The organism is Bradyrhizobium sp. Gha, from assembly GCF_900113735.1.
Taxonomy (GTDB): Bacteria; Pseudomonadota; Alphaproteobacteria; order Rhizobiales; family Xanthobacteraceae; genus Bradyrhizobium.
In genome coordinates, this window is sequence record NZ_FOQM01000004.1 from 214,770 (window position 1) to 237,116 (window position 22,347).

The 22,347-nt window shown below is 59.7% G+C and carries 20 protein-coding genes; 6 read left to right on the plus strand and 14 right to left on the minus strand.

Annotated features, from left to right (window positions below; all coding sequences use genetic code 11):
- The first annotated feature begins 22 nt into the window (after positions 1-22).
- The 6 genes from BM222_RS09030 to BM222_RS09055 all read left to right on the plus strand — a co-directional run bounded on the left by BM222_RS09030 (position 23) and on the right by BM222_RS09055 (position 4,407).
- Positions 23-721, plus strand: a complete 699-nt coding sequence (locus BM222_RS09030) for a dihydrofolate reductase family protein (RefSeq protein ID WP_092227913.1) — start codon at positions 23-25, stop codon at positions 719-721.
- 34 nt (positions 722-755) lie between these two features.
- On the plus strand, positions 756-1,589 hold the full coding sequence (locus BM222_RS09035) for an oxidoreductase (RefSeq protein WP_092227914.1): 834 nt from the start codon (positions 756-758) through the stop codon (positions 1,587-1,589).
- Positions 1,573-2,328: a haloacid dehalogenase type II gene (locus BM222_RS09040; RefSeq protein ID WP_244547057.1), complete on the plus strand. Its 756-nt coding sequence runs from the start codon at positions 1,573-1,575 to the stop codon at positions 2,326-2,328. Before BM222_RS09035 ends, BM222_RS09040 begins: the two co-directional genes overlap by 17 nt.
- Positions 2,329-2,347: 19 nt before the next feature.
- Positions 2,348-3,163, plus strand: a complete 816-nt coding sequence (locus BM222_RS09045) for an SDR family NAD(P)-dependent oxidoreductase (protein WP_092227915.1) — start codon at positions 2,348-2,350, stop codon at positions 3,161-3,163.
- A gap of 75 nt (positions 3,164-3,238) precedes the next feature.
- Entirely contained in the window at positions 3,239-3,607 is a 369-nt protein-coding gene (locus BM222_RS09050; protein WP_092227916.1) for a hypothetical protein, read from the plus strand.
- A 56-nt stretch (positions 3,608-3,663) separates the two neighbouring features.
- On the plus strand, positions 3,664-4,407 hold the full coding sequence (locus tag BM222_RS09055; protein ID WP_092227979.1) for an SDR family oxidoreductase: 744 nt from the start codon (positions 3,664-3,666) through the stop codon (positions 4,405-4,407).
- Between the two features lie 100 nt (positions 4,408-4,507).
- Here the strand turns inward: BM222_RS09055 and BM222_RS09060 are convergent, their stop codons facing one another.
- From BM222_RS09060 to BM222_RS09125, 14 genes are all read right to left on the minus strand, one after another.
- Complete coding sequence (locus BM222_RS09060) at positions 4,508-5,257, minus strand: SDR family NAD(P)-dependent oxidoreductase (RefSeq protein ID WP_210188495.1); 750 nt, start codon at positions 5,255-5,257, stop codon at positions 4,508-4,510.
- A 42-nt stretch (positions 5,258-5,299) separates the two neighbouring features.
- Positions 5,300-6,196, minus strand: coding sequence for an SMP-30/gluconolactonase/LRE family protein (locus BM222_RS09065; RefSeq protein WP_244547058.1), 897 nt, complete (start codon positions 6,194-6,196; stop codon positions 5,300-5,302).
- A gap of 63 nt (positions 6,197-6,259) precedes the next feature.
- Positions 6,260-7,237: an ABC transporter permease gene (locus BM222_RS09070; protein ID WP_092227981.1), complete on the minus strand. Its 978-nt coding sequence runs from the start codon at positions 7,235-7,237 to the stop codon at positions 6,260-6,262.
- 22 nt (positions 7,238-7,259) lie between these two features.
- A complete protein-coding gene (locus BM222_RS09075) occupies positions 7,260-8,771 on the minus strand; it encodes a sugar ABC transporter ATP-binding protein (RefSeq protein WP_092227918.1) in 1,512 nt (503 codons plus the stop codon).
- A gap of 64 nt (positions 8,772-8,835) precedes the next feature.
- A complete protein-coding gene (locus BM222_RS09080) occupies positions 8,836-9,960 on the minus strand; it encodes a sugar ABC transporter substrate-binding protein (RefSeq protein ID WP_244547059.1) in 1,125 nt (374 codons plus the stop codon).
- 69 nt (positions 9,961-10,029) lie between these two features.
- The gene (locus BM222_RS09085; protein ID WP_092227920.1) at positions 10,030-11,568 is read right to left on the minus strand and encodes an aminoacyl-histidine dipeptidase; all 1,539 of its coding nucleotides are present in this window, start codon (positions 11,566-11,568) and stop codon (positions 10,030-10,032) included.
- Between the two features lie 733 nt (positions 11,569-12,301).
- Positions 12,302-13,309 carry a transketolase family protein gene (locus tag BM222_RS09090; protein WP_092227921.1) on the minus strand — a complete coding sequence of 336 codons (1,008 nt, stop codon included), beginning with the start codon at positions 13,307-13,309 and terminating at the stop codon, positions 12,302-12,304.
- Positions 13,306-14,145, minus strand: a complete 840-nt coding sequence (locus BM222_RS09095; RefSeq protein WP_092227922.1) for a transketolase — start codon at positions 14,143-14,145, stop codon at positions 13,306-13,308. The genes BM222_RS09090 and BM222_RS09095 overlap by 4 nt, the downstream gene beginning before the upstream one ends.
- A 558-nt stretch (positions 14,146-14,703) precedes the next feature.
- Entirely contained in the window at positions 14,704-16,014 is a 1,311-nt protein-coding gene (glcF, locus tag BM222_RS09100; protein WP_092227923.1) for a glycolate oxidase subunit GlcF, read from the minus strand.
- A 2-nt stretch (positions 16,015-16,016) separates the two neighbouring features.
- Positions 16,017-17,201, minus strand: a complete 1,185-nt coding sequence (locus BM222_RS09105) for an FAD-binding protein (protein WP_092227924.1) — start codon at positions 17,199-17,201, stop codon at positions 16,017-16,019.
- Positions 17,202-17,242: 41 nt separating this feature from the next.
- Complete coding sequence (locus BM222_RS09110; RefSeq protein WP_092227925.1) at positions 17,243-18,676, minus strand: FAD-binding oxidoreductase; 1,434 nt, start codon at positions 18,674-18,676, stop codon at positions 17,243-17,245.
- 302 nt (positions 18,677-18,978) lie between these two features.
- Positions 18,979-20,394 carry a pyruvate kinase gene (gene pyk / locus BM222_RS09115; protein WP_092227982.1) on the minus strand — a complete coding sequence of 472 codons (1,416 nt, stop codon included), beginning with the start codon at positions 20,392-20,394 and terminating at the stop codon, positions 18,979-18,981.
- Between the two features lie 74 nt (positions 20,395-20,468).
- A complete protein-coding gene (locus BM222_RS09120; protein ID WP_177243094.1) occupies positions 20,469-21,254 on the minus strand; it encodes an SDR family NAD(P)-dependent oxidoreductase in 786 nt (261 codons plus the stop codon).
- Positions 21,255-21,280: 26 nt separating this feature from the next.
- Positions 21,281-22,309: a TRAP transporter substrate-binding protein gene (locus tag BM222_RS09125; protein WP_091880938.1), complete on the minus strand. Its 1,029-nt coding sequence runs from the start codon at positions 22,307-22,309 to the stop codon at positions 21,281-21,283.
- Positions 22,310-22,347 lie beyond the last annotated feature (38 nt).

Consider the following 22,347-nt stretch of genomic DNA (forward strand, 5'->3'; position numbering starts at 1 on the left):
GCCCCTTTTCAGGAGACGAAACATGAAGCCTCACGTCATCTGCCACATGATGAGCCCGCTCGACGGTCAGCTCGTCGTCGATCAGTGGAGCCCGTCGACGGGCCGCTCGTCGGACGATCTGGTTGCCGAATATGACCGGGTGCACGACGAGCTCGAATGTGACGCCTGGATCGCCGGGCGCGCGGTCGGTGAAGAGTTCGCGGATGGCGAGCCCCATCAACCGAGCGATCATGGCGAGGTCGGAAGGCCGGTCCACATCAGCCGTGCCGGTGCCGATGATTACGCCATCCTGATCGATCAGGATGGCAAGCTCCACTGGACGGGCCCTGAGACCTACGGCGCGCCGATCATCATGGTTCTCGGCCGCGATGTACCGGACGCGCATCTGGCGGAGCTCGCCGCCGACGGCATCTCCTACATCGTCGCCGAAGACGACACGATCGACCTTGCCGCGGTCCTCGAGATCCTCGCCGATCGCTTCGGGATCAGGCGCTTGCTCCTGGAAGGCGGCAGCCACACCAACGGGACGTTTTTCAAGGCCGGGCTCGTCGACGAGATCAGCCTGCTTCTCTTCCCTGCGATCGGCGGGCGCAGTGGCGGTCGGACCTTGTTCGAGGCCGGTCCCGATGGGCTTGCCGACCATGTTCGCCTCTCGATCAGCGCGAACGAAATGCGGCGCAATGGCATCGTCCACCTCCGCTACTCCGTCTCCTACGTCTGAGACGGCTTCCCCACAGCGTTTTGAGGAGCATCTCATGAAGACATGGTTCATCACCGGCGCTTCGCGCGGCTTTGGTCACGAAGTGGCCTTAGAGGCGCTTCGCCGCGGCGACCGCATCGTGGCAACCGCTCGTTCCCTCGACGCGCTCGACGATGTGGTCGCGATCGATCCCGAACGCGTCGCGGTCGCCCAGCTCGACGTCACCAAGCGGGATGAGATCTCGCGTAGCATCAAGATCGCGCGCGAGCGCTTCGGTAACATCGACATTCTCTTCAACAATGCCGGCATCGGCTATTTCGCCGCGGTAGAGGAGAGTGACGACGCAAACGTCCGTCGCCTCATGGAGGTCAACGTCTTCGGCCTCGCGGCGGTGACAAAGGCGTGGCTGCCGCACCTGCGCGAACAGCGGTCCGGCCTGATCCTCAACACCTCCTCGATCGGTGGCATCCGGTCCTTTCCCGCCGTCGGCTGGTACAACGCCTCGAAATTCGCGGTAGAAGGCCTTTCCGAAGCGCTGGCGCAGGAGATTGAACCGCTCGGCATCAAGGTTGTGATCGTCGAGCCCGGTCCATTCGCGACCGACTGGGCGGGCAATTCGGCGGCCGAGGTGTCGGGCCCTCACGCAATCGCCGACTATGATCAAACCGCCGGCAAGCAGCGCCGAAGCTTCCGCGAGAACGTAGGCCAGGAGCCCGGCGACCCCGCCAAAGCCGCGCGCGTCATCGTCGATGTCGCGCACGATGATCATCCACCACTGCGCCTGCCGCTCGGCAATTTCGGCTACGACGGCATGCTCGAGAAGTTCGACATGGTCCGCAAGGATGTGGCGGCCCGAGAGGCGGCCAGCCGCAGTGCCGACCGCGGCTGAGGAGCCAGTGATGCCCATAGACTTCTCCACGGTCGGCTTTCTCGGGTTCGACGTCTTCGGCACCGTCGTCGACTGGCGTACGGGCATTGCACGTGCGGCCGCGCCGTTCCTTGCCAGGCACGGCATCGAGGTGGACCCACTCGTCTTCGCTGATGAATGGCGGGCCCTCTACCAGCCCTCCATGCAGAAGGTGCGGGCCGGCGAACGCCCCTGGGTCAAGCTTGAGGTTCTCAATCGCGAGAACCTCGAAACGGTGCTGAGCCGGCACGACGCGGATTTCGGCCCGATTTCCGATGCGGAGCTCGTTGACCTCAACAAGGCATGGGAGCGGCTGGATCCCTGGCCGGACTCGTTGGAGGGGCTGACCCGCCTCAAGCGCCACTTCGCGCTCGGCCCGTTGTCGAACGGCCATATCGCGGGAATGCTCAACCTGGCACGGTTCGGTGGCCTCCCATGGGACGTCATCACCGGGGCCGAGGTCACGAAGAGCTACAAGCCGATGCCGCAGACCTACCTGCGCTCGGCGGACGCGGTTGGTCTGCGTCCAGACCAGGTCGGAATGGTCGCCGCGCACAATGATGATTTGAAGGCTGCTCGCGCTGCGGGGCTCCGCACCGTCTTCGTGCGCCGTCCTCACGAGCACGGCCCCAACCAGACCACCGATCTCGCTGCCAAGGAAAGTTGGGACGTGATTGCCGAAAGCCTGACCGAGGCGGCCGACGCGCTCGGCTGCAACTGAACCTTAAAGGAGAAATCGCATGACGAACCCCGACATTCGTCCGCTTGCGCTCGTCACCGGCGCATCCAGCGGCATCGGCTATGAGCTGGCGCGCCTGTTCGCAGCCGACGGCCACGACGTCATCATCACTGCGACCGGCACCAACGGTGACCTGAACCGTACCGCGGATGCTGTCCGCGCGACCGGTGTTGAGGCAATCATCGTCGAAGCCGACCTCACCGACTACGCTGGAGTCGAGAAGCTCGCCGATGCGGTCAAGCAGACCGGTCGCCCCTTGGCCGCCGCGGCGCTCAATGCCGGCGTCGATGTCGGCGGCTATTTCGTCGGCCAGACTGATCTCGCGGCCGAGATCAAGATGATCCAGCTCAACGTGACTTCGCAAGTTCACCTCACCAAGCGCCTGCTGCCCGACATGGTGAAGCGCGGAGAGGGCAAGCTGCTCTATACCGCCTCGATCTCGGGCACGATGCCGACGCCTTATGAGGCAGTATATGGCGGCACCAAGGCGTTCCTGATCTCCTTCGTAGAGTCCGTGAAGGAGGAGAACAAGGACAGCGGCGTCACTTTCACCCTGCTTCTGCCGGGTGAGGTCGATACCCCCTTCTGGCATCGCGCCGGCATGGACACGACCGAGCTAGGCCTCGGTGTGAAGGCCGCGCCGACCAAGGTCGCGCATGAAGGCTATGAAGCGATGAAAGCGGGCAAAGACCGCATCGTCTCGGGCAAGCCCGGCAGCAAGTTCATCGGTCACGTCGTCAACAACATCCTCCCCGACACGTTCAAGGCCGCGGCGCATGCAGGCGGCGCCGAGCCCGGCTCGGGCCTAAAGGACTGAGCACGGTGATGCTGGTAAACACAGCATCCATTGCGGCGCCCCGAGCGGGGTCGCCCCGGCCCATCACCGCAGGGTATGGCAGGGGCGCAATTCATTCTGCACCTGGGCGGGTTGTTTATCCGCACCGGTGAGTTCGCCGCGACGGGGCTCCTGCGGGACTTCGCGCGCTCGGTCGACGTCAGCTTCCCGGAATTCGGTCATCTCATCAGTGCCTATGGATTGGATTTGGTGGTCGGCTCGCTAGTGCTCGCAGTGACGACGGCAAGCGCGTTGTCAGCAAGCACGTTCGCTACCGCTGTGTCATCGAGACGAGCACGCTGCGCGCCTGAGCGCAGTCGTCCGGATCTCATCACCAGGACCAAAGCCATGAACACCATTGACGACCATGCAATCGCAGATGGACGGCTGATCTCGCCGCCCGACCTCGGCCCCGAATGGAATTGATCGCGAGCCGCTCTGAGGCGCGGCCCAGGCAAGCTGTCAACAACGGAGACATGACCATGAAGTATCTGGAGAATGCCGTTACCGTCATATCAGGCGCCGCGTCCGGAATCGGTGCCGCGTCCAGCCGGCGTCTGGCCGGAGCGGGCGCGCGCATGGTGCTCGGTGACATCGACGAGGGCGGCCTCAAGAAGTTGGTGGCCGATATCGACTCCGCGGGCGGCAAGGCCGTCTACAAGGTGACTGATGTTACCCATGTAGAGGATTTCGAATCGCTCGTCGCGCTGGCGGAGAGCACCTACGGCCCCGTGGACATTCTGGTGAACAACGCCGGCCTGATGCTTTTCTCGTACTGGGAGGAGCGTGCGATCGCGGACTGGGACAAGATGATCGATGTCAACCTGCGCGGGTATCTGCACGGCATCGCCGCCGTCCTTCCTTCCATGCTCGAACGCAAGGCGGGTCGCATCCTCAACATCGATTCCGTTGCAGGCCACCGTGCCGGTGAAGCAGGCGGAGTCTATGCCGCGACCAAGTTCTTCATCCAAGGAATGACAGAGAGCCTGCGCAAAGAGGTCGGTGCCTCTCACGGCATCCAGGTTGGAATGGTAAGCCCCGGCGTGATCGATACGGGCTGGCCCTACAAGCTACGCGATGGCAGGGCGAAGGACGTCGCCATCGATCTCTCCAGGCAGGCAATCAAGCCGGAGGCTGTGGCCGAAGCAGTGGTTTTCGCGCTGAACCAGCCGCCAAGCGTCGCAATCAACGAGGTCATTGTCACTCCTGTCGATCAGGGCTGGTGAACCTGCGATTGAAAGGCATTTTGAGCTTTAACCTACTTCTCTCTCGAGTTTGCCTGCGTTCTGGCTGCGGTTGATGGTCCGGTAGGCCTTCAACGCTGAGTCAGACCGCAGTCATACCGCCATCAACCACCAATTCGGAGCCCGTCATGTAGCTCGATCCGTCGGACGCCAAGAATATGAGCGCCGCCGACACTTCCGAGCACTCTCCAGGTCTTGCCATAAGCGTACTTCCCAGGATGAGCCGCGTCTTCTCCGGGTCTGAGAAGTAATCCTCATTGAGGGGCGTCCTGATCGTGCCGGGGTGTATCGAATTCACTCTGATCCCATGCTGCCACAGGTCGACGGCGGCAGCCTTGGTGAGCATGCGGATGGCCCCTTTTGTCGCAGAGTAGCCGGTCATGCCCGGCATGTTCGCGACGATTCCAGACACTGATGACACGTTAACGATCGAGCCTCCGCCGGCCCGCTTCATGCTGGAAGCGACCAACTTGCATCCGAGGAACGTACCAGTGACGTTGACCTCATACAGCCTTCGAAAGTCCACGACGGAGAGGTTCTCGATCGTGTCGCGGATGAATATTCCCGCATTATTGACCAGTACGTTGACACACCCGAAGGCGCGCTCCGCCTCAACAACAACGTTGCTCCACGACCCCTCCTCGACGACGTCGTGATCGACGAATATTGCCTTACCGCCGGACGCCGATATTTCATCGGCAACACGACGACCATTCACTGCGTCGACATCGGTGAGGACCACTGCCGCATGTTGCGCCGCAAACTCGCGGGCATGGATCTCGCCCATTCCTTTGCCGGCCCCTGTGACGATAGCAATCTTTCCAGCAAGCACTTTAACTCTCCTCGTCTCATCCAGTCGCGCTTCCGGCGCTCGTCAAATCCCTGTCGTGTTGAGACACACGGCGTAAATCGAGGTGCTCGCCGCCATGAACAGCCGGTTCTTGCGACGCCCGCCAAAACAAACGTTCGCACAGGTCTCTGGGAGATGAATCTTTCCGGTCAAGGCGCCCTCCGCGGAGTAGCACCGCACGCCATCTTCAGCGGGGTCCGCCCACCCCATGCTGCACCAGACATTTCCATGAACGTCGATACGCAAACCGTCCGTAAACCCCGGAGCGAAATCATCGGCAAACAGAGCGCCGTTCCGCAGACGCCCATCAACCACGTCGAAGACACGAATATGGGACGGGCCGCCATCCGTTATTCCGCTATCGACGACATAGAGACGCGATTCGTCCGGAGATAGGGCGAGGCCGTTAGGCCGCACGAAATCATCCGCAACCACCTGGAGGGATCCGGTGGGATCCAGCCGGTAGACTGCCCGAGGAAGCTCAGCTTCCTGCTTGATACCCTCATAGTCGCTGTCGATGCCGTAGCCGGGGTCGGTAAACCACACGGCACCGTCGGAGGCCACAATCACGTCGTTGGGCGAACTAAGACGTTTGCCTTCATAGCGATCCGCCAGCACGGTGATACGACCGTCCAGCTCAGTGCGGGTCACGCGTCGAAGGTGCTCGCAGCTGACAAGGCGTCCGCTTTGGTCACGGGTATGGCCATTGGCATAGTTCGAGGGACATCGGAACATTCCAAGATGTCCATCCGCCTCAAGCCAGCGATAAATCCGATTGTTCGGAATATCGCTGAAAAGAAGACTGCCGTTATCCCCGAAGTAGACGGGCCCCTCGACCCATCCAAAGCCCGTCGCAAGACGCTCGATAGGTGCGTTTCCGATCTTATACGTGAACCGACGATCGAGCGGTTCGACGCCCACGACGGGGTATCGCAAGCTGTTCTCGATTGGACCAAGGCCAAGACCCACAGCTGCCTCCCGCACTCAGGTATCCCGCGAGCGGCCACCAAACTTGTCGGCGCACACGGCCAACAGAATGATCGCGCCGATCACGACTTGATGCCAAAACGTATTGACGTTGAGAATATTGAGGCCGTTGCGTACAACGGCCATGAGGACCGCGCCGGCAGCAGTTCCCAACAATGACGCCCTACCTCCGGCGAGACTTGTCCCGCCCATGACTACCGCCGCGATGACATCCAGTTCATATCCCTCGCCGGCCTCCGGCATAGCTGCTTCGAGGCGAGAAGTTAGGAGAACGCCGGACAACGCAGCCAGAAATCCAGTCAGCGCGTACACCGCAATCTTAATGTGGTCGATCCTTATTCCGACCAACCGCGCCGCTTCCGGATTGCTCCCGATTGACAGCGTGTAACGGCCAAGGCGCGTTTGATAAAGCAGGAAGTAGACCGCAGCAAACGTCAGTATGGTCACCAACACCGGCATCGGCACAAACCCAACAAATCCCTGACCGAAGACCTGAAAGGAAGGATTCGACAAGCCAGTGAGCGGAATGCCCTCCGTGTAGACCATGATCAAGCCACGCGTGATGACCATCATCGCCATCGTGACGATGAAGTCAGCAATCTTGACCTTTGCAACCAGTACGCCGTTCACAATCCCGATCAGAGTTCCGACGGCCAGACTCGCCCCGACGCTGAGGTATGGATTGAACCCGCGGTTCATCAGGTCCGCCGCAATCAGGCCGGTGAATGCAAGCGTGGACCCAACCGAGAGATCAATGCCTCGCATGGCAATAACGAGGGTGGCTCCGAATGCGATAATGGCGACGAAGACAGCCTGGCGCGTGATGTCTGTGAGGTTTCCGACGCTCAGAAAGCGCGGCGATGCGACTCCAAGTGCCACAATGATCACGATCAACGCGATCACGATTCCGCTCGCGCCTCCCGACAGCTTGAACTTCGATACCGGGGTCTTTGTATCCAAGGCCTGAGTCGACATTCCATTCTCCATTATTTTTTTCTCAGGTCCGCTGAATCGAAAGCGAGGCGATGGCTTCTTCGCTCGCGGAAGCCGCGTCCAATATTCCGACCACCTCGCCTTCAAACATGACCAATATCCGATGGCACAACCCCAACAGCTCGGTGCAGTCCGATGAGACGACGATGATCCCTTTGCCCGCTTGCGCGCTGCTGGCGATCAGTTGGTAGACATCGGCCTTCGCCCTGATATCGATCCCGCGCGTCGGCTCTTCGAGAAGCAATACGTCCGGCTCGGTCAGCAGCCATCTCGCTAACAGCACTTTCTGCTGGTTGCCGCCGCTCAGCCGTCCGATCGACTGCTGAGGTCCTTCCGACTTGATTCCCATCTTCCGGATATAGTTCGTGCATTGAATTCGTTCCGCTCGCCGATCCAGGCGAACGCCGCCAAACTTGGACAGGCTAGAGGCGGTCAAATTCCAGCCGACGCTATGTTCAGCGAAGATGCCTTCCGTCTTGCGCTCGGCGGGAAGAAACGCAATCCGGTTATTCATCCCGTCCGATATCGAACTGATCGAAGTCGAACGACCCTTCAGCAGGATTCTACCGGACTCCGACGCACCATCGCCGAACAGCGCCCTCAGAAGGCGGCTCTTTCCCGATCCTTCGAGTCCCGCAACACCCAGAATCTCCCCTTCGTGCAGTTCGAAACTGACGTTTTCGAACGCTCCGCGTCGGGATATCCCTTCTACCTTGAGGACGGGATCAGCGCCTGGGCTTGACTTGGTCGGAAACTGCTTCGCCAGCGAGCCGCCGATCATCAAGCTGATCACCTTGTTCACGTCGAGCGATGACGCCGGCAAGTCCGCGACGCATGCCCCATCCCGCAATACGACCACGCGGTCGCAGATCTTCAGAACCTCATCAAGCTTGTGGGACACATATATGACGGACTTTCCCGCTTGCTTGAGATCGTTGATGATTCTGACGAGCTGTTCTCGCTCGGCTTTTTCGAGAGCCTCGGTCGGCTCGTCCATGATCAGGATATTTGCATTCGAGTTCAACGCCCTGGCGATTTCGATGATTTGCCGTTGAGCAAGGGCAAGTGAACCAACCGGACAATCCAGATCGATCTCGACGCCAAGCACATCGTTCAGGATTCGAGCGGCGCAATCCCGCATGGCCTTCTTTCGAAGCGGCACCGTCATGTTTGGATATTTTCCGACCGACATCTCCTGGCCAATGAAAATGTTTTCAACCGCGTCCAGGTCAGGAAACAGACTGAGTTCCTGATAGATAATGCCTATACCCGCCCGCTGCGCGTCCGCGGGCTGGCGGATGTCCACGCGAACTCCATCGATCTCGATATCGCCTTCGTCACGCGCATGGGCTCCGGACAGGATCTTCATCAGGGTCGATTTTCCGGCCCCATTTTCACCGACCAGTCCCAGCACCTCACCCCTGGCCAGATTCATCGAAATGCCCGACAGCGCGTTGGTCACTCCGAACCTCTTGCCGACGCCCATGATCTTGAGTGCGTGTTCCGATTGGCTCATGATGCCGCCCCCACGTTCAAACGGAGGGAGCCACACCACAACGGCGTGGCCCCCTCGCGATCATCTACTTCGTGTTCTTTGCGACGTAAATGTAGTCAGCCGGATCGAACGTGCCGATGTTCTTGGCGTCGTAGGTCTTCGGGGCGACGAAGATCTTCTTCGGAACGCTTTCGCCCTTCATGACGAATTGCTCGACCGCGCGGATGATGTTGCGGCCTTCCTCCTTGGCCCCGGTATCCACGGTCGCCGCAAAATCGCCGACCTTGATCGCGTCGTTGGCTTCCTTCATGTTCTCGTAGCCTACGATCGCAATCTTTCCGTTCAGCTTCCTCGCCTTCAAGGCCTGCAGGCCTCCCAGCGCCATTTCATCGTAGAGCGCAACGAGAATATCCACATCGGGATGCGCGGTGAGCATGTTCTCGGTCACGGTCAGACCTTGCGCGCGCACCCAACCCGCCGGCTGCTTGGCCACAATCTTCAGGTTCTGGTACTTTGAGAGGACTTCATTGAAGCCCTTCATGCGCTGCGCAGTGTGCGGACCGGGCAAGCCCTCCAGGACAGCAATCTTGACCTCCCCCTTGTCCTTGTAGTTATCGACAATCCACTGCGCCTGAGCGCGACCACCGTCGCTCTGGTCGTATCCGATATCGCTGACGTAATAAGGGTCGTCGGCGACGGGTGAGTTGAACAGGAACACCGGGATTCCCGCTTCCGTCGCGCGGCGGATCAACGGCTCCAAAGCGCCCTCGTTGTAGAGCGCGACCGCTATCGCATCGACGCGTTCGTTAATCCAGGCCTCCATCGTGCGGACCTGATCGTCCGTCGCGGATTGGCTCTTCGGCGCTTGCACGAGCAGTTGGATCGTGGAAGGTCCGCCGGCTCTATCGATCTCCTCCTTAACTCCAGCCAGCACACGCTGATAGTACGTATCCATTGCCGTCGGCAGGAAACCGACCTTCAAGGGACGGTTGGTCTTCACCTGGGGTTTCGCCTCTTTGCCGGTCGGCGGAATCACCTTGTCCATGAGGAATCCTGGAAAAACCGCCCCGTAGTCGGCGGCGAAGGCCACACCGGGCACGACGACGGCCACGATCAACCCCGCCGCCAATGAATTACAGAAAGAACGCTTCATGTTTCCCCTCCAATGCTTGTTTTTGGTGCAACATCTGCTGCCCGCGTGCGCGAGCAACCTCGTCCAGGGCTCCAGTCATTATGGAGCTCTGCCAACGATCAGTCCGCTGAGACGCGCGACGTCGCGCTAATCTCTGAGATTGCGGAGAATTTCCTTGAGAAGCCGCCAGATAGGCTCGACGGTGGTATGATTGAGACGTTCTCGGGTCGTGTGCACATCGAACGCTTCCGGTCCGATCGAGATCATGTCGATTCCCGGGATCTTCTTGTTGAAAAGACCCAACTCGAGGCTCGAGTGAGATACTTCAACGTGAGGTTTGGCCTTGAACGTATCTTCGAACGCGCGGGTGGCGACCGCCAAAAGCTTCGAGTCCTTGTTGTAGGGCCACTCTGGGCAATCGGCAAAAGTGGTAACCTTTGTACCGCGCCCCATTAGCTGGGCCAGCCGCTCGATTCGTTTGAGGATGGCGTAGCGCCGCGAGCTGATCGCGCTCGGAATAGTCGAGAGAATCTCGATTTCCTCGTCGCTTGTCGACAACAACGCAATGGTGTTCGAGCTTTCGACCAGATTGGCGATGGTGAGGCTCATGCTCTGGACCCCGTTCGGCGTGAGCGTGACCGCCTGGACGACCGAATTGGTGGTTACGTCCGAAAGTACACGATCGACATGGCCGGCGCACGGCTCCAAACCGACCTCCAGCTTCGGGTCGCTGACTGAGAACTCCTTCTTGATATCTGCGGCGACATTCCGAACGATCTCGCTTGCACGTTTCATGTCCGCTTGATGAAGCAACATGACTGCTTCAGCGTCTCCCGGAATGACGTACCGGTTGACGCCTCCCTTGACCGATGCGAGGCGGACCGGCAGGTCGTCAAGAAGCGCACCGACGACCCGAGCCAGAAGGACGATCGCGTTTGCACGCTCCAGATGAATGTCGAACTCCGAGTGGCCGCTGCTCAGTCCCTTCACGAACAATCGCACCGCCGTCAAACCAGCCGGCGCCTTCTGCCATTCGGTCGGGATCCGGAAGCGCGCCGAGATATCGCCCGCGCAGCCGGCGAAGAGACTCTTGGGATCGTGCCAATTGAAATCGATCAACCGCCGGCCCGTCAGACGGGACGCATCGAAGTGTTGAGCGCCTCCCTTTCCGACCTCTTCCTGGACTGTCAGTACGACCTCGAGTGGCGGATGGGGAATGTCCTTGGCGTCGAGCACGGATAGCGCCAACGCCACACCCACCGTGTTATCGGCGCCGAGCGTCGTACCGGTACCATGGATGAAGTCGCCGTCGATCCGCAGCTTGATGCCCTGCTTCTCGAAATCGTGCTCCACACCTTCATCGCTCTCGCACACGATGTCGGTATGACCGTGGAAGATGAGCGGCGATGCGTTCTCGTATCCGCTCGTTCCCGGCTTCTTGACGAGGATATTGTGGATGTCGTCCTGGTAGCACTCGAGCCCGCGGTCCCGCGCGAACTTTGCGATGTAGTCGCTCACCTGCTTCTCGTTATAGGACCCGCGGGGAATGCGGCTGATCTCTTCGAAGTAGCGAAAGAAGACTTCGGGTTTGAGGTCCGCAAGGACTCCACTCTTATCGGCTCCGACCGAGTGAGCGTCGGGACGTCGATTGTTTACGGTTGTTGTTGCGGTCTGGTGCGCAGACATGAATTCCTCCCAATGCCGGCGCCGTCGTGCATTGCGGCCGCCCTCATTCTTCCGACGATAAGAAATAGGATCAGCAGATCAAACGAATTGCGGGCTTCATTGAGTGAATTGTCCTCATCCACATGCCAGTTTCGAGCGGCGAACAAACTTCGATCGAGGGGAGTTACGTTCTACAATCTCCCACGCCCCGACCGTCACCGTCTTTACCGGCGCTAGCATCAGAGAAACGGGTGCTAAACGGTCGGGGCAAAATAGCGTCGGCACCTGCAAAGAAAGCCGGTGTCAAATAAGACTGCCGATAGATTTTTTAAATGCCGATCTCGCTCGCTACGCCTGGCTTGTCGATAAACATGCGAGAGGTTCGTGGTGGCTTCGACAGCAAACACGCGAACCGCAGGACTCTGATTGGCCTCCTGGACTCTGTTTCCACGCCAAGGAGAATGCCAAATGCCTGAGCGGCCGCCGACAAGCGCATCCGGTATGAGCACGAAAGTCTTCAGTGGGGGGAACGCTAAAGCTCCCTAGCTTACGAGGATAGGCCTATGGCCGCGAGCACCAGGATCCTCTGAAAGGGCTACCTGCCGCGCAGGTTTCGACCTACGCTTCCCGTACCGAGCGAACCTGTCAAAGGTGCCTGTCTGCTCATTTGGGGAGGCTCCGTATAGGCAGACTCAGGGCGACTCGTTCAAGGTCGACAAGCAGACTGGCGTCCGCGCGTCGTGGTACGTAGCCGTCAAAGCCAGGACTTGACGCTGCTAACGATCGCATCCGTCGAAATTCCGTATCGATCGTGAAGCGTAGGCAAGGCGCCAGCCGCTAGGAATTCGTCCGGCAGGCCGATCATGTGGAATGCAGGATGCACACGCTCCCTCATCAGAACAGCGGCGACTGCTTCGCCTAGCCCACCAATGATCGTATGGTTCTCCGCGACGACGACGACTCGCCCCGGCTTTCTACAAGCGGCCACAATGGTCTCGACATCAAGCGGCTTGATGGTCGGCACGTGGAGCACTGACGCGCCAACACGATCTGCTTCAAGTTTTTTTGCTGCTTCTAACGCCCGCATCGTGAGTAGGCCGGAAGAGATGATGAGAACGTCATCCCCGGTTCGCAAGTGCTTCGCTCTTCCAAGTTCGAACTTGTAGCCGTATTCGTCAAGCACGAGCGGCACCTGCCCTCGCAGCAGACGCATATAGACGGGTCCAGGATGCGCCGCCATGGCAGGCACCGCCTGCTCAATTTCCAGAGCATCGCATGGATCGATAACCGTCATGTTCGGCATCGCGCGGAACAGTGCCAGGTCTTCAGCCGCCTGATGACTTGGGCCGTATCCGGATGTGAGCCCTGGCAGCGCGCATGCGATCTTCACGTTCCGATCTTCTTCGGCAATCGTCTGGTGAATGAAATCATAGGCGCGCCGAGAAGCGAACACGGCGTAAGTCGTCACAAACGGCATAAAGCCCTCTGCGGCAAGTCCGGACGCGCCCCCAAACAATAGCTGCTCAGCCATACCCATCTGATAGTAACGGTCCGGAAACTCCTTCGCGAACACATGGAGATCGGTGTATTTGCCGAGGTCAGCCGTCATCCCAACGACTTCGGGACGCCGTCGCGCGAGTTCGATCAAGGCATGGCCGAACGGCGCGGCCCTTGTTGGTTGTCCCTCTGCGGCAATCGAAGCGATCATTGCCGATGTCGTAAGGCGCTGCTTCGACGTAGTGGTGCTTGATGTCACCTTCATGGCTGACTCCCATCCTGCAGCGCTGCGAGTGCCAACTTCCACTCGTTCGCATCGACGCGCATGAAATGATTCCGCTCACGCGCCTCAAGAAACGGCACGCCTTTTCCCATGACCGTGTCGGCGATAATCATTCGCGGCACCGCTCCCTCGTGCGTCTTTGCCGCATCGAATGCCGTAACGACGGCATTGAGATCATTACCGTCCACCCGCTGAACGAACCAGCCGAATGATCGCACTTTGTCGACCAGGGGCTCGAAGCCCATCATTTGGCCGGAAGGGCCATCCGCCTGCTGGTTATTGACGTCGACCACGGCAATGAGATTGTCCAACTTGTAGTGAGCGGCGGACATCATCGCCTCCCACTTCGATCCTTCATCGAGCTCGCCGTCAGAGAACAACGTGTAGACGAAGCGGTCGGATCCTTTTCGCTTCAATCCAAGGCATCGGCCGACCGCGATGGTAAGACCGAGCCCCAGCGAACCGCCCGACATTTCCATCCCCGGCGTGTAGCTTGCCATACCGGACATCGGCAGACGGCTATCATCGAAGCCGTAGGTCTCCAGCTCTGCCTCCGGAACGATGCCTGCCTCGATCAGCGCGGCGTACAGTGCAATTGCATAGTGACCATTGGAGAGAAGGAAGCGGTCGCGCCCTTCCCACTCTGGATCTTCCGGCCGATACCGCATGGCATGGAAGTAAGCCACCGCCAACACGTCAGCGATATCCAGGGCTTGGGCGATGTAGCCCTGCCCCTGCACTTCGCCCATTCGGAGCGCATGGCATCTGATGCGGCGAGCTCGTTCGTGCAGTGAGACGTTGTGGCCTTGAACCGTCATGTCGCCTGATCCTAGTTGTTGCGGAACGCGCGAAACCCGCGCTCCTGTCGAACAGCGAACGAGACGAGGCATACGGCGATCTTCCGCTGCGCACTCGATCTGGGCGCTTCTCCGATTCGCGCGGCTCTTCGGTCCGCGATCGCCAAAGCAATATAAGTCTGGGCAATTACAGCAAAAGAATTAGATCGGCATTTAGGTGATTCTGATTCATGTATGGCGGCGACGCCGTTGCAAGTTTCGCCCGAAGATCGGCGCGAACCATCCGCACGCCCCACTTAACATGCGTCAAGCGGGTGACATTATCCTCCGTCTCTGGAGGACTGTTTGTAAGAACGCTGCGTCTCCCGACAACACTTGCCGTGAGCGCGCTCGCTCGCGCTATCGACCCCTGATCCAGAACCGCCGCTCAAATCAGAACCATGCCAGATGCCGCTGGATGATCGGGAGCGACATCTAAAACCAAGGTGAGTTTTGCGTCTTCCATGCCCGAGTTCTCACCGCGCAATCTCGCACTCGCTGCAACCAGACACACAGTTGTTACCTCGCGCGCCTTTAAGATCAGCCCACAGCAAATGACTTCGGCGCTGGTCCTCCGGTCGCCCAATCGAGCAACTCGATCGTATGGACGATCGGTATGTCGGCGCCATCGCCGATCTGCGTGATGCAACCTATGTTTCCTGTCGCGATCAGGTCTGCTTTCACGCGCCGAATGTTTGCCAGTTTTCGCACACGCAGTTGTTTCGCGATTTCCGGCTGAAGAATGTTGTAAGTCCCCGCCGATCCGCAGCAGATGTGTCCTTCAGGTATATCCCTGACCGTAAAGCCGGCCTGTCTAAGCAACGCTTTCGGTTCCTCAGTGATCTTTTGACCATGCTGCATCGAACAGGCCGAATGGTAGGCGACGACGAGATCGCGCGCTATGGGTGAGACGTCCAGTTTCATCGGCCAGAGGAATTCGGTGATATCTCGCGCGATTGCCGAAACCCGCCGTGCCTTGTCGGCATAGGCGGGATCTTCACGGAGCATGAAGCCGTAATCCTTGATCGTCGTTCCGCATCCAGACGCCGTAATGATGATCGCGTCGAGGCCCTCGCCATCCATCTCTGCGATCCACGCGTCGATGTTTCTCCTTGCGAATTCGTGTGAATCGCGTTCGTGTCCGAGATGATGGACCAGCGCGCCACAGCACCCCTCACCTCTGGCTTGTACCACCTCGACGCCGTGGCGGGTCAAGAGCCGGACGGCTGCCTCATTGAAGTCGGGGCGTAGTACAGGCTGGGCACAACCGCTGAGAATTGCGACGCGGCCGCGCTTCTCTCCCATTGCCGAAAAAACACCCGGCTTTTGCGTGGCGGATCGAAGCGGCACATGGGCTGGCGCGAGATCGATCATTGCCGCAAGCCGATCGCCTACATGGGGCAAGCCGGCCAAGATATGCTTTAACGGCCGGCCAATTTGCGCCGCAGTGATCGCCGCTCGGAACCGTCTCGGATAGGGAAGAATCATCGCGAGCATGGCCCGGACAAGCCGGTCGTGGAAGGGCCGCCGATATGTCTGTTCTATATAGGCGCGAGCATGATCCACTAGGTGCATGTAGTGCACGCCCGACGGACAGGTAGTCATGCACGACAGGCACGATAGGCAGCGGTCGATGTGCTTGACGACCGGCGTGGTCGCCGGTTTGCTGCCCTCCAGCATGTCCTTGATCTGATAGATGCGGCCGCGAGGGCTGTCGAGCTCGTCGCCAAGCAGCAGATACGTCGGACAGGTGGCGGTGCAGAAGCCGCAATGAACGCAGCTTCGAAGGATCTTTTCCGAAGCCTCTGTTGCGGGATTCCGTAGTTGTTCAGCGGTAAACGTTGTCTGCATCGTTACAGCTCGGGGAACATCCGGCCAGGATTGAATATCCCAGCCGGATCGAGAGAGGCCTTCAGCCCGGTCTGAAGCCGCGCAATCGCTTCGACCGGAGGATCAAATACATCGACCGCAGCACGGACGTCTTCGGGTGCGCGCACGAGGGTGGCATGTCCACCGGCCTCACGGGTCGCCGCGCGAATCGTTGCCGCACTGGCGGCACTGGCCGTTGAGCACGCCAGCCAGATCAACCCGCCACCCCAGTCAAAGAACCACCGCGCATCGATAGTCCGAGCAATCCGCGCCGCGACGTCAGCACCTTTGGCCGGTGCCGTTGAGATGCGCCAGATCGCCTTATCGCGCGGCTCAGCGAGGACCGTTGCATCGCGGATCGCCCCCCAGAGATCCCTCCCAGTGTCATCGGCGAGCACCACGGCCGTGCCGAACGCTTTCAAAAGCGACCGCAGCTCCCCGAGTCGATATTCTACCGAATCGGGAAACCCCTCGACGCGGATCAAGGTGCGCGCGCCGTCACCGATCTTCGCGGGCAGGTGCGCTGCGCCGCTGATATCGTACGGCGAGCCGAGCGCCGCCGACAGCGCCGCTATGGCGGTCTGGTCGGAGAGGCCCACCAGCCACAACGTTGCTACACGCTGTGGGCTCGGGACGACTTTGAAAGTGACTTCGGTGAGGAAGCCGAGGGTGCCATGCGCGCCGACCATGAGCTTGACGAGGTCAAGGCCCGTCACGTTCTTCATGACACGACCGCCGGACTTGATCGCCTCGCCGCGCCCATTGACGAACCGCACCCCGAGAGCACTATCGCGGGCTGACCCGCCAGCGATTCGGCGCGGTCCTGAAAGGTTCATGGCGGCGACCGCTCCGATCGTCGGTTCACCGTCGCTGCCCAGCAATGGGCGGTAGTCGAGAGGTTCGAAGGCGAGCTCTTGCCGATGCTCCGCGAGCAGCCGAACGATCCCATTGAGAGGGGCGCCAGGCTCGGCGGAAATCACGAATTCTGCTGGCTCATAGAGCGTGACTTTTGTCATTTGCGATGACGAGAGGGTCAACTCGAATTGCGGCGGCCTGCCGAACGCGCGCTTCGTCCCACTGCCCTGAATCGCCAGTGGAGTGCGCTGCGCCGCAGCTTCTGCGACGATTGCGCAGGCCTCAGCCTCAGACGTTGGACTATGGCGCGTCATATGGACACAACTCCCTCCCGATGCCGGTGTCGCACGCGTAGCTACGCCGTTAACCGGTTGTCGAGCGGGAACACTTTTGCGGGATTGAGCAACCATGCAGGATCGAAGACAGCTCGCACGCGCATCTGCTGCCACAGATCGCGTTCTTCGAACTGGAAGCGCATCAAATCGCGTTTCTCGATCCCGACCCCGTGTTCGCCGGTCAGGCAGCCGCCCACTTCCACGCAGTATTTCAGGATGTCTTCGCCAGCGGCTTCCGCCTTCGCCTGCTCGGCCGGATCGTTAACATCATAAAGAATCAGCGGATGCATGTTGCCGTCGCCCGCATGAAATACATTTGCGACACGCAGGCCGTAGGACGCGACAATCTCGCCTGTGCGTCTCAAGACGTTCGACAGCTGACCAAGCGGCACTGTACCGTCCATGCAGATGTAGTCGGCAACACGCCCTGTTGCTCCGAAAGCGGACTTGCGTCCTTTCCAAATTGCCGCGGCTTCCGCTGCGGAGTGGCTCTCCTTGATGTGACGGACATTGTGCTTCCGCGCGATTCCGACGATCCGCGCGAGCATGGCTTCCATCTCACGGTCGGAGCCCTCCACCTCGATAATCAGAAGAGCGCCGACGTCGAGCGGGTAACCCGCCTTGGCAAATCCCTCCACGATCTCGATCGTCTGTTTATCCATGAACTCAATGGCAACCGGGACGATGCCTGCACCCATGATTGCCGCGACACAGGCCCCCGCTTCCTCGCTCGTATCGAAGCCGAATAGGACGGGCTTGGCGCCCTCCGCGGCACGACGAATCCGCACGACCGCTTCGGTAACGACGCCGAGCTGGCCTTCCGATCCAACGATAAGACCGAGGAGATCGTAGCCTGGGCTGTCGAGGTGCTCTCCGCCGATCTCAACTATCGTTCCGTCGAGCAAGACAAGTGTCACGCCAAGGATGTTGTTCGTGGTCACGCCGTATTTCAGGCAATGCGCCCCGCCGGAATTCATGCCGATGTTGCCGGCGATGGTGCAGGCGAGCTGGCTCGACGGGTCGGGTGCATAGAAAAAGCCTTCGTGCGCAACTGCCTGGCTCACCGCAAGGTTGGTAACGCCCGCCTGCACTCGGGCGGTCCGGTTCCCGAAATTGACATCCAAGATCCGGTTCATCTTCGATACGCCGAGAACGATCGCATCCTCCTGCGGAATCGCCCCGCCCGCGAGCGACGTTCCGGCACCGCGCGGAACAACCTTCACCTGATTTTGCGCACAGAACTTCAGGACGGCCGACACTTCCGAGGTGGTCGACGGAAGCACGACCGCGAGCGGCATGCGCCGATAGGCAGTAAGGGCGTCGGTCTCGAAGGCGCGGCGTTCGTCTTCGGAGACGATGAGCGCCTCCGGAGCAACGAGTTGGCCAAGGCCGGTCAGAATTTCGCCGCGGCGGCCGAGCACGGCCGCGTCAGGTATTGGGAATGCAATCGGCATGGCTCTTCCTTCATTCCGCCCTGCAGATTGGGCCTTGCCACCAGCCACACCAGATCCGCGGCTTTCAGGTTAGGTAGCATCCTTCGTTTCCCCGACTACCCGCCATGAGAGCGAGTAAATGCGCTGGTCAGATGCGAGCGACCACGCATCTAATTGACGCGTAGCAGCGCGCCAGCTTCCAACTCTTTTTCCTTGGCATGCCTCTTAGTCTGCGAAGCGTAGAAGCCGCCACTAGGCGCGATGAGAGTGGATAATTGCCAACGACCAGTTGTAACGGCGATGTGCGTTAAGCTTACAGAAGCTCAAGGCACCGTCATGACGCGGATGTTGTTCGTGGTACCGGCCTGCGCGAATGGGATTCCCGCGACGATCACTACCGTGTCCATGCGTTCAGCGAACTTCTCGCCGACCGCGGTAGAGACGGCCCGAGACACCATCTCCTCGTAGTCGTTCACGTCGGTTGACGACACACTGTGCGTACCCCAGAGCAAGCAAAGCCGGCGCGCAGTGTCCATACTTGGAGTCACTGCAAGAACAGGCACATCCGGACGGCGACGGGCAATGCGAGCTGCGGTCGTGCCTCCAGATGTGTAGACGACGATCGCAGAGGCATGGATCGCAGATGCTAATCCCGCAGCCGCCGCGGCCACCGCGTGAGGGGCCGTCTGCTCCTCCTCCGGGCGCAAAGCATCGACGATAGAACGATACATCTTGTGACGTTCTGTGCTGCGGATAATGCTGTCCATCATCTCCACTGCTTCACGCGGGTAGCGGCCTACGGCAGACTCCGCGGACAGCATTACCGCGTCGGCTCCATCGTAGATGGCCGTCGCTACATCCGACGCCTCCGCGCGGGTCGGCGTCGGCGAAGCGACCATGGAGTCGAGCATCTGCGTGGCCACGATTACCGGCTTTACTGCCAATCGACAGGCCCGTACCAATTCCTTTTGTCGGCCAGGAACGTCTTGATGAGGAATCTCGACGCCAAGATCGCCTCGCGCCACCATGACCGCGTCGGACAGACTAATGATGTCATCAATTCGATCGAGGGCCGCCGGCTTCTCGATCTTCGCGACGAGGCCTGCCCGATCCCCGATCAGTCCCCTCGCCTCAATGAGATCTCCCGGCCGTTGCACGAACGATAGCGCCACCCAATCGACGCCCAGTCGAAGACCGAAATCGAGGTCTCCACGGTCTTTCGGAGTAAGTGGCGACAGATCGAGGATCGTCCCCGGCAGGTTAACTCCTTTGTGGTTGGAGAGCTTTCCGCCGATGATCACCTCGGCTTCAAGGCTCTCGCGATCGAGCGATTTGACGCGAACTCGCAGCCGTCCATCATCGATCAATAGATCGTGCCCCGGCGCTGCCGCCGCAAACACCTCCGGATGCGGCAATGGGATCGCATCCCGATCACCTTCGGTGCCTTCCTGAACGAACCGGACGGTCTCGCCCGCCACCAGCGTCAGGCTCCCTTCGCGCAACGTACCGATACGAATCTTGGGTCCCTGGAGGTCGAGCAGAATACCGATCGGCCTGCCCATCTCGATCTCCAGATCTCGGATCGCGGCGTGAACCTTGGCATGGTCCTGCTTCGCACCGTGGCTGAAGTTGAGACGAAACGTATCGACCCCTGCCTCGAACAACTTTCGAAGCATCTCTGGTTCGCAGCATGCCGGTCCAACGGTCGCTACTATCTTTGCTCGGCGATTTCGGCGCACGTCAGTAATCTCTCCATCGGCCAATCAGGACCGCTCCCGGACGAAGCGGTTCCTCAATGTGTGTCAATCTCCGGCTATCGCGGAGGTGTCTTGTCAGGCCCGAACATCAAGCCGGCCTCCCGGAATCCTCCGTCGACGTTCAATGTGTGGCCGTGAACGTATCGGCTCTCGTCCGACGACAGGAAAACCGCGGCATCGGCAATTTCCTCCGGAAGCCCATAGCGGCTCATTGGGATGAGATATTCATAGGCTTTCCGCGTCGCCGGGTCGTGTGCCGTCTTGGCCATATCGGTTTCGATCGCTCCTGGAGCAATGTTGTTGACATTGATCCGGTGCTGCGCGAGCTCGACCGCCATAACCTTCGTGAGCAACTCCAGCCCGGCTTTGGCGGCGCCATATGCGCCTCGTCCGTTTCCACCGCGCTGTCCCGAAAGCGAAGCAATGTTGATGATCTTTCCGCCGCGGCCCTGATTTACCATCTGGCGCGCAACCGCCTGCGCTACAATGAATGCACCGGTCAAATTGATCGAGATCATTCGTTCCCAATCCTCGAGCTTAATATCGAGGAAGGGTGTATTGCCACCGATGCCGGCATTGTTGATCAGAATGTCCAATCCGCCGCACTGCTGGACGATTTCATCCAACAACTCGGTCACAGACTCCTGGTTCGCTACATCCACCTTCAAGCCGAGATGCTCGCGACTTGCGTTTTCGAGCATCAACGCCGATGTTTTCGCGCCATCCACGTTGAGGTCCGCGATGATAATGCGAGCCCCTTCTCGCGCCAACGCCTTGGAGATCGCGAGGCCGATACCGCGCGCGCCACCGGTGACGAGCGCCACCTTCTTGTTCAATCTCATATCAATCTAACTCCCGCTTCGTCGTCTCAGGTTAACTTTCCGGTGGTCCGCTCAAGCGTTGTCCACAGTTCCTCGCCGTACTTTGCACGCCATTCTTTGTAGAACCCAGCAGCGCGAAGCGCTTCCCGGAAGGCTGCGACGTCCGGCTCGTTGAATATGAGGCCCTTCTTGGACAGATCTCCCCGTAGGGATGTCGCGAGCGTTGCCATATCCTTTCTCTCAGCCATCGCGGCATCATTGATTGCAGTAGCGATGATCTTGCGGAGATCCTCGGGAATAGCTTCCCAGTTCCGCTTATTTGCGACGCAGAAGAAGGCGTCCCACATGTGGCCGGTCAAAGCGCAGTATTTCTGCACTTCGAACAGATTCGCGGTGAAGATATTCGCCAACGAATTTTCCTGACCGTCGACGATCTTGGTCTGCAGCGCGGAATACAGTTCGCTGTAGTTGATCGTTGTCGGTGCGGCACCAAAGGCCTGGAACATCGACGTCCAGAGCGCGCCGACCGGCACGCGGATCTTGACGCCCTTCAGATCGGCGGGGGTGTTGATCTGCTTCGTGCTTGTGGTGATGTTGCGGAATCCGTTATCCCACATCTTGCCTACGGGTACGAGATTCGCTTTTCCGATAGCAAGCCGCAACGCATCACCGAGCTCTCCATCCATCGCCTTCCAGACGGCATCATAGTCGGGGAAGATAAACCCCAATCCGTAAATCGATGCCGACGGGACGATCGTCGAGAGAACATTGATCCCGGAATTGAGGAACAGATCGAGCCCGCCGGCTCGCAGTTGCGACAGCATGTCGGTGTCGCCGCCGAGCTGGTTGTTGGGAAACACGTTGATTTCCACCCGTCCCTTCGTTTCCGTCAATACGCGTTCAGCCGCCTCTCTGGCGCGCGCCGTAATCGGATGAGACTCGGCGAGATTGAAACCCCAGCGAAGCCGGAACTCCGCGGCCGCCCGAGCACTTTTAACAGGATATCCAACGCTAGTGGCCAGAGCTGCTGCCGTGGTCCCCTGAAGAAACGTCCTGCGATTGAAAGTCCGTTTCATCGCTTCCCTCCATTCTCTACGTGGTTAGTACTCTTATG

What these genes read in the sequence shown, in the direction of transcription:
- BM222_RS09030 (WP_092227913.1), top strand. Translation starts at nt 23, where the DNA reads ATGAAGCCTCACGTCATCTGCCACATGATGAGCCCGCTCGACGGTCAG.
- BM222_RS09035 (WP_092227914.1), top strand. Translation starts at nt 756, where the DNA reads ATGAAGACATGGTTCATCACCGGCGCTTCGCGCGGCTTTGGTCACGAA.
- BM222_RS09045 (WP_092227915.1), top strand. Translation starts at nt 2,348, where the DNA reads ATGACGAACCCCGACATTCGTCCGCTTGCGCTCGTCACCGGCGCATCC.
- BM222_RS09050 (WP_092227916.1), top strand. Translation starts at nt 3,239, where the DNA reads ATGGCAGGGGCGCAATTCATTCTGCACCTGGGCGGGTTGTTTATCCGC.
- BM222_RS09055 (WP_092227979.1), top strand. Translation starts at nt 3,664, where the DNA reads ATGAAGTATCTGGAGAATGCCGTTACCGTCATATCAGGCGCCGCGTCC.
- BM222_RS09070 (WP_092227981.1), bottom strand. Translation starts at nt 7,237, where the DNA reads ATGTCGACTCAGGCCTTGGATACAAAGACCCCGGTATCGAAGTTCAAG.
- BM222_RS09075 (WP_092227918.1), bottom strand. Translation starts at nt 8,771, where the DNA reads ATGAGCCAATCGGAACACGCACTCAAGATCATGGGCGTCGGCAAGAGG.
- BM222_RS09085 (WP_092227920.1), bottom strand. Translation starts at nt 11,568, where the DNA reads ATGTCTGCGCACCAGACCGCAACAACAACCGTAAACAATCGACGTCCC.
- BM222_RS09090 (WP_092227921.1), bottom strand. Translation starts at nt 13,309, where the DNA reads ATGAAGGTGACATCAAGCACCACTACGTCGAAGCAGCGCCTTACGACA.
- BM222_RS09095 (WP_092227922.1), bottom strand. Translation starts at nt 14,145, where the DNA reads ATGACGGTTCAAGGCCACAACGTCTCACTGCACGAACGAGCTCGCCGC.
- glcF (WP_092227923.1), bottom strand. Translation starts at nt 16,014, where the DNA reads ATGCAGACAACGTTTACCGCTGAACAACTACGGAATCCCGCAACAGAG.
- BM222_RS09105 (WP_092227924.1), bottom strand. Translation starts at nt 17,201, where the DNA reads ATGACGCGCCATAGTCCAACGTCTGAGGCTGAGGCCTGCGCAATCGTC.
- BM222_RS09110 (WP_092227925.1), bottom strand. Translation starts at nt 18,676, where the DNA reads ATGCCGATTGCATTCCCAATACCTGACGCGGCCGTGCTCGGCCGCCGC.
- BM222_RS09120 (WP_177243094.1), bottom strand. Translation starts at nt 21,254, where the DNA reads ATGAGATTGAACAAGAAGGTGGCGCTCGTCACCGGTGGCGCGCGCGGT.
- BM222_RS09125 (WP_091880938.1), bottom strand. Translation starts at nt 22,309, where the DNA reads ATGAAACGGACTTTCAATCGCAGGACGTTTCTTCAGGGGACCACGGCA.